Here is a 13905-nt window from a genome sequence, read left to right as displayed (position 1 = left end):
GCAGCCCCACGAAGGCCGGGAGCGGGTCCCCGGGCCGTGCGTTCGGGCAGTTCCGCGACGCGTCGGGGCCGGCCCCCACCGCCCCCGCGACCCCGCCGAGAACCGCCCCGCACCACCCTCGCGTCCTGGTCCGTGTACCCGTCCATGTACCTCGCATCGGGCGCGTACTGCCGTTAGCCTGCGGGTAGTTGGGGAACGGGGGGTTTCATGGGTGACAGTGACGCCCGTATTACGCGCATTGAGATGCCCGACGGTACGGAGGTCTGGGCGCGCATCTCCGGCGCCGAGGAGCTGGCGCAATCCGGATCGGGCCCGTCGTTCACGGACATCGGCGCCGGGAACATCGCGGACCGGGTGCAGGCCCGGGTCGAGAGCCTGCAGGGCGTCGTGACCAGCGTGGCGCGTTCGCTCGCCGAGCCGCTGCGGGCAGTGCGGCCCGACGAGGTCAGCGTCGAGTTCGGGATCGAGCTCACCGCGAAGTCCGGCAAGGTCGTCGGGCTGCTCGCGGACGGCGAGGCCAAGGGGTCCATCAAGGTCACGCTGACGTGGAACGGCGGCGGGCCGCCCCTCGACCCGCCGCCGCCCGCGCAGCCGGCCGCATCGTCCGGCCCGCCCGCCGCCATGCCTTCCGCACCGCTGCCCGCCCCCGCGCCCTTCGCACCGCCGCCCGTCCCGTCGACGCCGCCCGCCGGCGCGGTCGCCCCCGATCCGTCCGCCGGGGCACCCACCGGCGCACCGGCGCACGCGGGCGGCAGCGGGCCGGACGACGGAAGCGGATCGTGACGCGGCCGCCGGGCGGGGGCGCGTGGCAGGGGCCGAGCGGCGCGGAATCCGCGCTGATGAGCCTCGTGAAGGACGCCACCGTGCGCATCCATCGTCCGGAGCCCGGGTATGCCCCTGACGGATCCGACGGCGACTTCCTGGGGAGCGGCTTCTTCATCGCTCCGAGCTGGGTCCTCACGTGCGCGCACGTGGCGATGGAGGGGAGGGGGCGTCAGGTGGACGTGGTCTACAAGCCCGCTCGTGGCGGCGACGCCGTCCGGGTCGGGGGCACGGTCGTGGCGGCCCTGCCCGAGGAGCGGCCCGGCACGGGCGGCTGGCCGGCCCCCGACCTCGCGCTCATCCAGCTGCTCCGGCCCGTCGAACACCCCTGTGTGTACCTCAGCGAGCGCTCCATGGGCATGAGCCGGGGGGCGTACTACTTCGCGGGCTGGGCGGACGGCGGGGCCGGAGCGCTCAAGCGGCTCGGCCGGGAGTGTCGGGTGGTGGGCACCGTCGACGACTGGGCCGACGGCGACGAACAGGTGCTGATCGAGGCGAGCCAGCTGTACGCGGGCATGTCCGGCGGACCCGTCGTCGACCTGGCCCGGGGCGAGGTCGTCGGCGTACTCAAATCACGCTCCATGGACGCGAACGGCGGTACGGCGATCGGCGTGGAGCGGCTGCGCACGCTGCCCGTGCCGGCCGGGTCCGCCACGGCCGAGTCCGACGACCCGTACCAGGCCGTGTTCCACGCCCACGACCGCTACCACGCCGACCGGCACAACAACCCCGTCGACGACGAGGAGACCTGGGCGGACGTCCAGCGGGACCTGGGCGCGGGGGCGGGCCCGGCGCTCACCCCGCAGCAGCGCGTCGACCTGCTGGGGCGGCTCGCCAAGCTCCCTCCGCCGGTCAGCACCCGCAGCCTGCTCGACATCCTCGGCGGCCTCGGGCACGGATACCGGACCGTCGGCGTCCCGGCCCCCCGGGGCTGGCGCGACGGGCTGGGCGTCCTGTACGACGCCCGCGAGGGCGACGAGGCGCTGGAGCGGATCCTGCGCTACTGCATGAGCGCCATCGCCGCCGAACGCCCCTATGTGGTGCCCTCCACCCAGCTCGCCGAGGACGCCCTGTGGGACTGGGTGCGCGAGATCGCGAAAGACCGGCTCAAACAACCATTCCGCCGAGAGATGGCCAGGCTCCGGTACCAGGGCCGGTACGCCCGGGGCACCGAGCACCTGCGGACGCCCGAACCGGCCGCCGAGCCGGTCCGTCCGGCGCGGGCCCCCACGTTCGTCGTGCTGCATCTGGAGCCCCGCGCCTGGCAGCCGGACCACTACGACTGGCGGGTCGTCGCCCGTCTGACCGCCGACGACCTGCCCGTCACCGAGAACTACCAGGGCACCAGGGCCGACGAACTGCCGGCCAGGCTCGCCGCCTCCCTCGGGAAGGCGTTCCGGATGTGCGACGAGCCCGACAGCCCTGCGATCCTTGAGGTGGTGGTGCCGCCGGCGCTGCTCGACCTGGAGGTCGAGAAGTGGCAGCTGCCCGCGGACAGCCGGCCCCTCGGTGTCCAGCGGCCGGTGGTCGTCCGGTGCTCGGACGACGGCCCCGCCCCGTCCGACGACGCCGTCCGGGAGCGCGAGGCGCGCTGGAACCGCATCCACACCGGCCCGACCCGGGCCGCCGTCCTCGACTGCGACGAAGGAATGCGGGTACCCGTGCCCGTGACGGCGAAGCTGCGCGGACTGCCGTACGAGACCGTCCCGGTCCTCTGCCGGTACGGCGGCCGGGCCGACGCCCAGAGCGTCGCGGGGTTCGCCCGGGTGCTCGACGACGGGTTCGGCGTGGTCCTGTGGCGGCGCCCCGGGGCCGAACGGGCCGCGTCCTGCACGGAGTTCCACCTCCGGGTCGTCGACACGGTCGACGGGGCGGGCGTGGCCGACCGGCTTCCGCGGAAGATCCATGAACTGAGAAAAGGGGTGTGCGAGGGCCGCCCCGACATGTTCTGGTCGGACGGCATCGCCCTGGTCTACGGAAACCCGCAACCGCCCCCGCCCGGACCGTTGTTGCAGGCGCCGTGAACCCCCTTTCGGGGGGTGTCCCGGATGACTACGGTGAACCACGTTCGACTGCTGCCCCTGGCGGACGAGTGATGACGAGGAACACGTTATGAGTGAACCCAGCGAGTGGCTCATCTACCGAGGGGCCGGCGAACCGCACGAAGGCATCGAGCAGTTGCCGCCGCCACCGCCCTGGCGCGATTTCGCGAGCCGTGGCGCCCCGGCGCCCGACGAGCCGGACGGGGACGGCTCGGCCGACCGGCGCCTCGGCGGCCACCGGCACATCGCCGAACTCCACCGGCCGGGCGCCGAGGAACTCGAAATGATCAACGCCGCGCTCTATCTGCGGCGCCCGCTCCTCGTCACCGGAATCCCCGGCGCGGGAAAGAGCACCCTGGCCCACTCGGTCGCCCACGAGCTGGGGCTCGGCCGGGTGCTGCGCTGGCCGATCGTGAGCCGGACGTCACTGCTGGACGGCCTCTACCACTACGACGCGATCGCCCGGCTCCAGGACGTGCAGATCGCCGCCCACAGCGCCGCGGCCGGAGCGGGCGGCACCCCGGCCACTGACGACGTGGGCAGTTACATCAGGCTCGGACCGCTCGGCACCGCGCTGCTTCCCTCGGACCGGCCCCGCGTGCTGCTCATCGACGAGCTCGACAAGAGCGACATCGACCTGCCGAACGACCTGCTCAACGTGTTGGAGGAGGGCGAGTTCGGCATTCCCGAGCTGGAGCGGATCGCCGACCGGCTGCCCGACGGCGAGGCGTCGGTCCTCGACGACGACGGCAACAAGGTGACGGTGCGGGGCGGCCGGGTGCAGTGCACCTCCTTCCCGTTCGTGGTGCTCACCAGCAACGGGGAGCGGGACTTCCCGGCGCCCCTGATGCGCCGCTGCATCCATCTGGAGCTGGGGCGCCCCGACCACCAGCGCCTCGCCACCTTCGTACGCGCCCACCTCGGCGACGAGGCCGCACGCTCCGGGGACGACCTGATCGCCCACTTCCTGGAGCGGTCCCGCAGCGAACTCCTCGCCACGGACCAGCTGCTGAACGCCATCTACCTCACCGACGCCGCCGCCCCGGCCGGCCGCGACCGCCTCGCCGATCTGCTCATCCAGCGGCTCGACCGGCCGAGGTGATGTGCTGATGGCGGGCGCGGAGCCCGAGGACACCCCCGACGCGCGTGGCGCCGACGACGCGGGGCTCCACCCCGACGCGCGTGGCGCCGACGACGCGGGGCTCCACCCCGACGCGCGTGGCGCCGACGACGCGGGGCTCTACCCCGCCTTCGTGGCGCGGCTGCGCGAGGCCGGGCTCGACCCCGACGTCGAGCAGCTGCGCGACGCGCTCTGGCTGGCCCGCTGGGCCCGCCACCCGGACGCACCACCCGCCGACGCCGAGGAGCAGGGGTACGTTCCGGCCGTCGGCCTCTCTTCGGAGCCGCCGACGAGCGGGCAGCCCGAGGCCCCCGGGCCCGACGCCGTGAAGCCCGCGCGCGAGGTACCGGACGACGAGTCCGTGCCGCGGGCGGACCCCGGGGACCCCGGCCGGCGGATCACGCTCTACCCCGTGCCGCGTAACGGCCCCTCGGACCGCGCCCGCTCCGGCGGTCCGTCGGGCACGGGCCCGGGCCCGGGTGCCGCCCGGAAGGGGCGCACGGCCGCCCTCACCTTCGGCGTGCCCGCCGCCCCGGCACTGCCGGCACCCCTCGAACTCCAGCGGGCGCTGAGGCCGTTGCAGCGCTACCACCCCGCGTCGCCGCCGCTGCGCAGCACCCTCGACGAAACGGCGACCGCCGAACTCAGCGCCCGCGCGGGCGGGTTGATCATTCCTGTGTTCCGCGGCGTGTCCCGGGGCGAGGCGATCCTGCAGTGCGTCATGGACGCCTCGTCCTCGATGCTGGTTTGGGACCGGATGTTCGGCGAACTCCAGCAAATATTCGGCCAGTTGGGCGCCTTCCGGGACGTCCAGGTTCGCTATCTGCACCAGGGCCCCGACGGCGCGGCCGCGGTGAGCCGCAGCCCCGACCCGGCCGCCGCGCCGCTGAACTCCGCGGACCGGCTGAGCGATCCGACCGGCCGCCGGGTCACCGTCCTGGTCAGCGACTGCGCCGGTCCGCTCTGGCACAGCGGCCGGGCCCACCGGCTGCTGCACCGGCTGGCCGCGCAGGCCCCGGCCGCCGTGCTCCAGCCGCTGCCGCAGCGGATGTGGAGCCGCACCAGACTGCCGGTCACCTACGGCTCGCTGTCGCGGGGCGAGGGACCCGGCGGAGCCGCCGTGCTCAAAGTCGTGGAGCAGCCGGGTACGGGTCCCGCCGTGCACCCGGGGGCCCTCGCCGTACCCGTTCTCCCGCCGGTGGAAGGGGCGCTGGCGGCCTGGGCGCGGCTGCTCTCCGGCACCGGCTCGGGACAGATCTCCGGCGCGGTCGGCTGGGTGCGGGCCGACCAGCCGGCGGCGGCCGCGCAGCGCTCGGGCGGCGGGCTCTCCCCGCTCCAGCTGGTCAGCCGCTTCCGCTCGGCGGCCTCACCCGCCGCCGGGCAACTGGCCGTCTACCTCGCGGCGGCCCCGCTGCACCTCCCGGTGATGCAACTGGTGCAGCGCACGATGCTGCCCCACTCGGGCCCCTCCGAACTCGCCGAGGTGCTGCTCAGCGGGCTGCTGTCGCGGAGCAGGAACGAGGACGGCGGCGAGCACGACGGGCAGTGGTACGAATTCGTGCCCGGCGTCCGGGACGCGCTGCTCGGCCCGCTGGGCCGCGACGAGGCGCTGCTCGTGCTCAAGCACTGCTCGCAGTACATCGAGCAGCGGTTCGGCAGGGGCGGGCCGAACTTCCCGGCCCTGGCCTTCGCCCAGCTCGGCGAACGCCGGCACGAGCGCAGACACCTGCGGGCGCCGGCCACCGCCGGCGCGGACCCCATGGAGAACGGTGCACCTGACGGGGAGATCGAGGAGGGTGGCGAGAACGGGGAGAGCGGCGCAAGCGGCGGGTCGCACGTCCCCCACCCCTTCGCCGAGGTCGCGGTCCGCGTACTGGAGCGTTTCATGCCCCTGCCCGAGCAGTTCGTGATGCAGACCGGACGCGGTGGCCACCCGAGCCCCGTCCGGACCCCGAACACCGCGGTGGAGAGCGCCCGCGCCCTCTTGCGGCAGTTCGAATCGGACAGCATGGTGCAGTCCCTCATCGATGCCGTACAGCTGCTGCGCGGCGCCGCCGTGCGCGAGGAGCAGCCGGACACCGACCCAGGACTGTGGGCGGAGTACTCCCGCTGCGTGCTGCGGCTGTGGGAGGTCCAGGGCGACGCGGAGCTGCTCCGCGAGGCCGAGTACGCCGCCGAACGGGCCGCCGCGCACCCCGCAGCGGTACGCGAACGCGCCGTACTGGCCAAGGTGTTGCACGTCGCGGCCGACGACCGGCGGCGGCGCGGTGACCGGCGCGGCGCGCTGGAGCTGCTGCGCCGTGCCGACCGCGAGTACACGGCCGCCTGCTCGGCCCCCGGCCTGGAACCCGCCGAGGCCCTCCGGCTGACCCTGGAACGGGTCCGGGCCCTGGAGGCGCAGTGGCGGCTCGACGGCGACACCGCCCTGCTCCAGGCCGCGTGCGGGATGCTGGAGGCGTTCGCCGACGTCTGGCCCGACCAGGAGAACCGCCCCACCACCCTGCCACTGGCGCACGGACGGACCATGCTGAAGCTGGCCGGGGCCACCGTCGACACCGAACAGTCGCGGGTGTACGCGGGCCAGGCCGCGCGTTCCCTGCGCACCGCCTTCGAACAGGGCGGCGGCCGGCACACCCTGGGCACCGAGGTACGCATCCTGCTGGATCTGGTGGACGCCCTGCTGGGCTCCGGCGAGGAACCGGACGAGGCCGCGACACTCGTCGAGCAGGCCCTGGCGACCGTACGCGACCAGCGGCAGCTCGCCGCGCTCCGGATCAGGGCCGGCCGGGTCCGCGTCGCCCGGTACGAGCACACCGGCGAGCCCGACGAACTCGTGGCCGCCGCCGACTGGTTCGCCCGCGCCGCCCGGGGCGTCCCCCGTGACTCGCGGGCCCATGCCGATCTGCTCGCCGAATGGGGCGGCACCCTGCTGCGCCGGGCCCGGCTGCCGGACGGCCGCCCGCACATCGGCGCCGCGATCCGGGTGCTGCGCGACTGCCGTACGGAGACAGCGGCGGGCGGCACCCGCCAGGCTGATCGGCTGCTCATGCTGGGCCGCGCCCTGATGCTCCGGCACCGCGCCACCGAGGACCGGGTCGACCTCCGCGAGGCCGAGCACCTCTTCGGCCTCGCGGCCCAGGAGGCGGCCGATCCGCTGACCGGTGCAGGCTGCTGGCTGGAACTGGGCCGCGCCCGCCTGGACGCCGCCCGGGTGCTCCAGCGCCCGGCCCGGCTCGACGACGCGGCCGACGCGTTCCGGGGCGCGGCCGAGGCGGCGAGCACGGCGGCGCAGGAGCTGGACAGCCCGCAACAGGTCTGGCAAGCGGTCGAGCTGGGGGCCACGGCCGACCACTGGCGGGGCGTGACGTACGAGAGAGCGGGCCGTCCCCGGGCCGCACGCGAGGCGTACCGTTCGGCCCGCCAGGAATGGCGCAAGCTGCCGGACGGCGGCGGCTCGGCGGGCGCGGCGACCGCCGAGCGGCTGGCGGAGCTGGAGCGCTGAGAGCCTGTCGGGGGATGCGGGCGGCGTGGGGTGCCGGGAGGCGTGCCGCCGCCGTGCGACCGGCGCACGACCGGCGCCGCGCGACGGCAGGTCCGGCAAGGCGTAGCCCGGGTCCTGCGGGGCATCCGTACATTGGTGGCCGCCCCGGGGGAACCGGGCCGGCGCACAAGTGACCAGGGACAGGGACAGGGACACGGGCCCGGCCGGGCGCTCAAGGGCGAGCGCGCCGGTGCGGGCACGAGGGGTGTTACGGGGAGGCGTGATGAACGAGCCGGTGCACAAGGACATGCCAGACAGCGGTCCGTCCGGCGGGCCGGACGCGCTGCCGGACCTGCTGGAGCTCGATCTCAGGTCGCTGCGGACGCTGGACCATCCGGTGCTCGCCGAGGTGGTCGCGGATCTGCGCGGCCGGGTCGGGCAGCCGCGGGAGATGCTGTGGGGGTTCAACAACTCCTTCTGAGGGCCGCGCCTCCGTCCCCCCGTGGCCCGGCCCCGGGGGGACGGTGCCGGGGCCGCACGATTTCGGTCCGGGGCCCGGATGAACAGGACATCGTGACAGGGCACGGGTTTGTCCCCGCGGCGAGCCAGGGATACTCGCCTCGGGGCGGCGACGGGGGCCGTGCCGCGGATGCGAACGGCACGGGGGTGCGGGAGTGTCTAGAAAAGCGACGCCTGAAACGCCCCCACGTGCCGGGCACGACCGACTCCGGCCCTCCTTCGGGCAGTTCATCGTCAAGGTGCACGGCCGCTGCAATCTCGCCTGCCGCTACTGCTACCTCTACGCGGGCCCCGACCGCACCTGGCGCGACCGCCCGGCCGCCGCCGCACCCGCCGTCCTCGACCGCACCGCTCACCGCATCGCCGAGCACGCGGCGGCCCACGGCCTGCGCCACGTCGCACTCGTCCTGCACGGCGGCGAACCCCTTCTCGCCGGTGCCCGCCGGCTGGCCGCCTTCGCCGACCGGGTACGCGACCTGGCACCCGCCGGCTGCACCGTCCACACCACCGTCCAGACCAACGCGACCCTTCTCACCGAGGCCCGCACCGCCACCCTCGCCCGGCACGGCATACGCATCGGCATCAGCCTCGACGGCGGCCTGGCCACCCACAACACCCAGCGCACCGACCACGCGGGACGCCCCTCCTGGCCCGCTGCCTCGCGCGGCGCCCGGCTCCTCGCCGACCGGCACCCCGACGCGTACGCGGGCATCCTCACCGTCGTCGATCCCCGCACGGATCCGGTCGAGATGTACGAGTCGCTGCTCGGCCTGCGCCCCCCGGCCATCGACCTGCTGCTGCCGCACGGCAATTGGACGAACCCCCCACCGGGCCTGCCGCGCACGGGCGGCTCCGCGCCCGGCCGCCCGACCCCGTACGGCGACTGGCTCATCACCGTCTTCGACCGCTGGTGGCGCACCGGACGGCGGGAGACCCGGGTCCGGCTCTTCGAGGAGTGCATCGCCCTGCTGCTGGGCCTGCCCGGCGCCACCGAGTCCCTCGGCCTCGACCCCGTCGACGCGATCGTGGTCGAGACGGACGGATCGATCGAACAGGTCGACTCCCTCAAGTCCGCCTACGACACGGCCGCCGCCACCGGGCTCGACATCTTCCGCCACACCTTCGACGACGCCCTGCACCACCCCGGCGTCGCGGCCCGCCGGGCAGGCACCGACGCGCTCGCCGCCGCCTGCCGCGCCTGCCCGCTGCTGACCGTCTGCGGTGGCGGCCACTACGCACACCGCTACCGCGCAGAGAACGGTTTTGCCAACCCGTCCGTCTACTGCGCCGACCTCGAACGGCTGGTACGCCATGTCGCCGCCCGGCTGTCCGACGCGACCGCAGGAGAACGCCGATGATCCCCCCACTCCCGGACCGCATGCTGCGTCAACTCGGCCGTACCGAGGGCGATGCCGACACCCTCGGCGTCCTCGTACGGGATCAGGACACCCGGCGGCTCGTCCTGCTGCGGGCCCTGCTCGACGCGGCCGAGGCGGCGCCCGCCGACGTCCTCCCGGCCCACGCGCTCGACCGCCTCCGCCAGGACTGGGCGCTGCTGGAGCAGGCCGAACGCGCAGACCGGACCGCCGTACGCACCGTTCTGCTGCACCCCCTCACAGGCCCCTGGGCGGAGCGCTGCCTGCGCGGCCTGTCCGGCCCCGGCCCCGCGTCCGTGAGCGCCCCCCATCCCGAACTCCGGGCAGACCTGGACCACTTGAGCGCGCTGGCGGCCGCGGCCGCGATCCGGGCCGGAATCCCGTTCACGACCCGGCTCGCCGAACACGACGGGTTCCTGTCGCTGCCCACCCTGGGCGCTCTCCGCGCCGCGTCCGAAGCGTCCGGCACGGTCGGGGCGGCCTTCTCCGACGGCGAACTGACGTTGCGTCAGGTCTGTACGGGGTCGCCCCTCGTCGTGCACGCGCAGCCGGACGGGGCGACCGGATCGGCCGACCCCCGCTGGCTGCCAGTGCACGTCCTGCCCGCCGTGCGGCGCGGCATCGGCCCCGTGCCCCTGGACGACATCGACCCGTACCGCACCGACGGCCGCGGACTCCGGCGGCACGGACTGAGCACCGCCACCGCCATCGACGATCACGCACGCAAGTCCTGGACCGAGTCCTGGGCCGGGGTGGCACCGCTGCTCCGCATCGGCGGCGAGCACCGCCTCACCGAAGTGGCGGTCCTGCTGCGCTGTCTGGTCCCGCTGGGCCCGCCGCCCGGTTCCGGATCCGCCGGCGAGAGCGCGGCACACTGCAGCGGCACCAGGCGGGAAGCGTTCGGCGCCGTCCTCAGCAGCAGGCCGTCCGGCCCCGCCTACTTCGCCTCCACCCTCGTCCACGAACTCCAGCACACCAAGCTGGCCGCGCTCTGCGCCCTCGTACCGCTGCACCGCGAGGACGCGGCCGCACGCCACTTCGCCCCCTGGCGCCCCGACCCCCGCCCCTTCGACGGCCTCCTCCAGGGCGCCTACTCGCACATCGCGCTCGCCGACTACTGGCAGCGGTTCGCACTCGGAGCGCGACGCGTCACCCAGCGGGACCTGGCCTGGGCCGAGCACGCCCGCTGCCGCGAGCAGGTCGGGGCCGTGCTCCCCGTGCTGGCCGGTTCGGCGGCGCTGACCCGGGAGGGCCGAATACTGGTCAACGAGATGATCGCGCTCTACGACCGTCTGGACGATTGTCCGCCTCCCACGGGGCACCTCGCGCGCGCGGAGGCGTATGTGGCCACCACCAAGGTGATATGGCAGCAGAGGAACGGCTCGCACAGGCCGTGAGAGACCCCGGGATTGTCCGCCGGAGCGACCGGGCTCCGGTGTATGTTGACAAGGCTCGAATCGAGGCAGGGAGACGGTTGAATGCCCGGAACGCGTAGGCAAGTTGGAGCAACCGGGGCGCAAACCGTCACCATCAGTTTCGCCGGTTTCAACCGGGCCTGGGCGACATGGATCGGGGACCGCCTGGAACGACGCGGAGTGACGGTCGTCCAGCAGCGCTGGGACCCCCCGGTGGAGGTGCCGCTGGAGGAGTCGCTGCGCGATCTGACGCTCTCCAGGGGCCGCGTCCTGATGGTCCTCAGCGACTGGTACTTCCAGCTCGGCCCCCGCACCCACGACGAGTGGAACAGGGCGCTGCGCGAGGTCGTCGCCCCCGACCCGGACCGCTTCGCCGCCGTCTGCCTCACCACGTCGGCATTGCCCGGTGCCACCTCGGTCCTCGGCACCGCCGACCTCACCAACGTCGGCGCAGACGAGGCCGAGCGGCGGCTCCTGGTCCGCCTGGGCCTGCCCACCGACCCGCTGCCCGAGCAGGTCGAGCAGCGGCCGGGCCCCCGCTACCCGGCCGACACCCCCGAGGTGTGGGGCGGCGTACCGCGCCGCAACACCCGGTTCACCGGCCGTGAGGAACTGCTCAACAAGACGTATCAGGCCCTCCAGGACGCCGGGTCGGGCGCCGGGGTCGTGGCGCTGTACGGCATGTCCGGCGTCGGCAAGACCCAGCTGGCCGCGGAGTACGTCTACCGCTTCGGTTCCGAGTACGACGTGGTCTGGTGGGTGCCCGCCGACCGGCGTGCGCTCTACCGCCAGCGGCTCGCCGAACTCGCCCCCGAGCTGGGCCTGTCCACCGGCGTCGAGTACGGCGAGCGGCTGCGCGCGGTGCGGGACGCGCTGCGCCGGGGCGAACCGCACTCGCACTGGCTCCTCGTGCTCGACGGCGCCGACGAGCCCGAACACATCTGGGACCTGGTGCCGACCGGCCCCGGGCACGTCCTCATCACCTCGCGCAATCCGGAGTGGGGCGAGCACAACAGCAACCTCGTCGAGGTGCCCGTCTACAACCGGGACGAGTCGGTCGCCTTCGTCCGGCGCCGCGCACCGCGCCTGGACCCCGCCGAGGCGGACCGGCTCGCCGAGGCGCTCGAAGACCTCCCGCTCCTCCTCGACCAGACCGCAGGCTGGCTGAACGACTCCGACCTCTCGGTCGAGGAGTACATCGAACTCCTCGAAGGCGGCATCGACCAGGACGTCGTCAAGGTCTCCGCCGACTTTCCGCTCGCCTTCCAGACCGCCTGGTCGATACTGCTGAACAAGCTCAAGGACACCGTCCCCGAGTCCGTCGACCTGCTCCGCCTGTGCAGCTTCTTCGCGCCCGGTTCCATTCCGGTGCGGCTGCTGAAGGAAATGCCCGCGGGCGAGCTGCCGGAACAGGTCTCCGGCCTGATGAACGACCCGCTGCTGTGGAACAGGGCGATCGCCCAGCTCCGCCAGTACTCCGTGGTCCGGCTGGAGTCCCACGAGTCGGCCGTCGACGAGGCGTCGTCCGGCGAATCGCTCTACATGCACCGCATGGTCCACCAGATCGTCGGCCACGACATGACGGAGCGGGACCGCAAGGAGTTCATCGACGTGGTCCGCCGGGCCCTCGCCGCCGCGGACCCCGGCAGGCCCACCGACACCCGCCTGTGGCCCGCCTACGCCGAGATCACCCCGCACCTGAAATGGGCCGACGTGCTCAGGAGTGCCGACCCGGCGGTGCAGTCGCTGGTGCTCAACTGCCTGCGCTACATGTACCTCTCGGGGGAGTACCGGGCCGGCATCAAGCTGGGCGAACGCGCCATGAACGCCTGGCGGGAACTGCTCGGCGAGGACCACCCCAGGATCTGGGACCTCAGCTACCACTACGCCAACCTGCTGCGGGCCGTCGGCGACTACGCCGGGACGGAAGCGATCGAACGCGCCGCCGTGGACCATCTGCGCACCGAACGCGGCGTACAGGACCTGGAGCACCTGCGCGCCGCCGGAGGCCTCGCCGCCGACCTGCGCGGCCTCGGCCGGTACGACGAGGCGCTGGAAATGTCCGGCTGGGTCCTCGCCGCCTACCGCGAACTGCTGGGTGACCAGGACTCACGCACGCTCAACGCGCAGAACAACCTGGCCGTTTCGCTGCGGCTCCTCGGCCGGTACGAGGAGTCCCTGGAGCTCAACCGGCGGACCTTGGAAGCCCGGCGGCAGTTCCTGGGCCAGCGTCACAACTGGACCCTGGCCTCCCAGACCAACTACGCCACCGACCTGCGGCTGCTCGGTCGCTACAGCGACGGGCTGTCGCTCCAGAACCAGAGCGTCCGGGTGCACCGGCTGGTCCTGGGCCACGACAACCCGCAGACCCTGCGGGCCGAATACAACCTCGCGCTGTGCCACTACCGCTCGGGAGAGCGCGCCAAGGCCTCGGCCCTGTTCACCCGGGTCCTGGAGCGGTGCGAGCGCGTGCTGGGCGAGGACGACCCGCTGACCATGATGTTCGCGGCCGGGCAGAGCTGCTTCGCCCGCGAGCACGCGGACATCGACCAGGCCAGGGCCATAAGCGAGAAGGTCGTCGACGGCTATCTGAACATGCTGGGGGAGGAGCACCCCTTCGTGGCCGGGACGCGGGCCAACCACGCCCTGATCCTGCGCAACGTGGGTGAACGGGACCAGGCCCATGCCCTCCTGGAAGGGGCCCTCGCCGCGCTGACGCAGGCCGTCGGCGAGTACCACCCCTGGACCCTGGGGTGCGCCATCAACGCCTCGGCGCTGCGCAACCTGGTGGGAGACCCGGAATCCGCGGCCTCGCTGACGGACGCGGTCATCACCAGGGCCACCGAGACCCTGGGACGGACCCACCCGCTGACCCTCTCCGCCCGGATCGCCCACGCCGCGGACCTGCGTGGCGTACGGGAGCGGCAGCGGGCCGAGAAGGTCGAGAACGAGGCGCTGGGCGACCTGGTGACCACCCTCGGGGCCCAGCACGTCCACACGGTCTCGGCCCGCTCGCGCAACCGCCCGTACTGGGACTTCGAGCCCCCGATCGTCTGAGAGCCTGCCGGACGGACCGAAGGGCCCGGCCCCCGCGAGTTGCTCGCGGGGGCCGGGCCCTTCGGTCCGTTCA

At 73.8% G+C, this 13905-nt stretch carries 8 protein-coding genes; all 8 read left to right on the top strand.

The features are described from left to right. The first annotated feature begins 207 nt into the window (after positions 1–207). Positions 208–783 carry a CU044_2847 family protein gene (locus OHA19_RS13545; protein ID WP_405716546.1) on the top strand — a complete coding sequence of 192 codons (576 nt, stop codon included), beginning with the start codon at positions 208–210 and terminating at the stop codon, positions 781–783. Beyond that, the gene (locus OHA19_RS13540; RefSeq protein WP_405716547.1) at positions 780–2846 is read left to right on the top strand and encodes a trypsin-like peptidase domain-containing protein; all 2067 of its coding nucleotides are present in this window, start codon (positions 780–782) and stop codon (positions 2844–2846) included. The genes OHA19_RS13545 and OHA19_RS13540 overlap by 4 nt, the downstream gene beginning before the upstream one ends. An 88-nt stretch (positions 2847–2934) precedes the next feature. Then, positions 2935–3966: an AAA family ATPase gene (locus tag OHA19_RS13535; protein WP_405716548.1), complete on the top strand. Its 1032-nt coding sequence runs from the start codon at positions 2935–2937 to the stop codon at positions 3964–3966. A gap of 7 nt (positions 3967–3973) precedes the next feature. Further along, positions 3974–7486, top strand: coding sequence for an SAV_2336 N-terminal domain-related protein (locus tag OHA19_RS13530; protein WP_405716549.1), 3513 nt, complete (start codon positions 3974–3976; stop codon positions 7484–7486). 286 nt (positions 7487–7772) lie between these two features. Then, a complete protein-coding gene (gene fxsA / locus OHA19_RS13525; protein WP_405721862.1) occupies positions 7773–7946 on the top strand; it encodes an FxSxx-COOH cyclophane-containing RiPP peptide in 174 nt (57 codons plus the stop codon). Positions 7947–8139: 193 nt separating this feature from the next. Continuing rightward, on the top strand, positions 8140–9342 hold the full coding sequence (locus tag OHA19_RS13520) for an FxsB family cyclophane-forming radical SAM/SPASM peptide maturase (RefSeq protein WP_405716550.1): 1203 nt from the start codon (positions 8140–8142) through the stop codon (positions 9340–9342). After that, entirely contained in the window at positions 9339–10757 is a 1419-nt protein-coding gene (locus OHA19_RS13515; protein ID WP_405716551.1) for an aKG-HExxH-type peptide beta-hydroxylase, read from the top strand. The genes OHA19_RS13520 and OHA19_RS13515 overlap by 4 nt, the downstream gene beginning before the upstream one ends. 81 nt (positions 10758–10838) lie before the next feature. Continuing rightward, complete coding sequence (fxsT, locus tag OHA19_RS13510) at positions 10839–13832, top strand: FxSxx-COOH system tetratricopeptide repeat protein (RefSeq protein WP_405716552.1); 2994 nt, start codon at positions 10839–10841, stop codon at positions 13830–13832. Positions 13833–13905 lie beyond the last annotated feature (73 nt).

Origin of the sequence: Streptomyces sp. NBC_00012 (genome assembly GCF_045040875.1) — a bacterium.
GTDB lineage: Bacteria > Actinomycetota > Actinomycetes > Streptomycetales > Streptomycetaceae > Streptomyces.
Note: the sequence above shows the minus strand (reverse complement) of the source record. Positions and strands in the feature narration are given on the sequence as shown.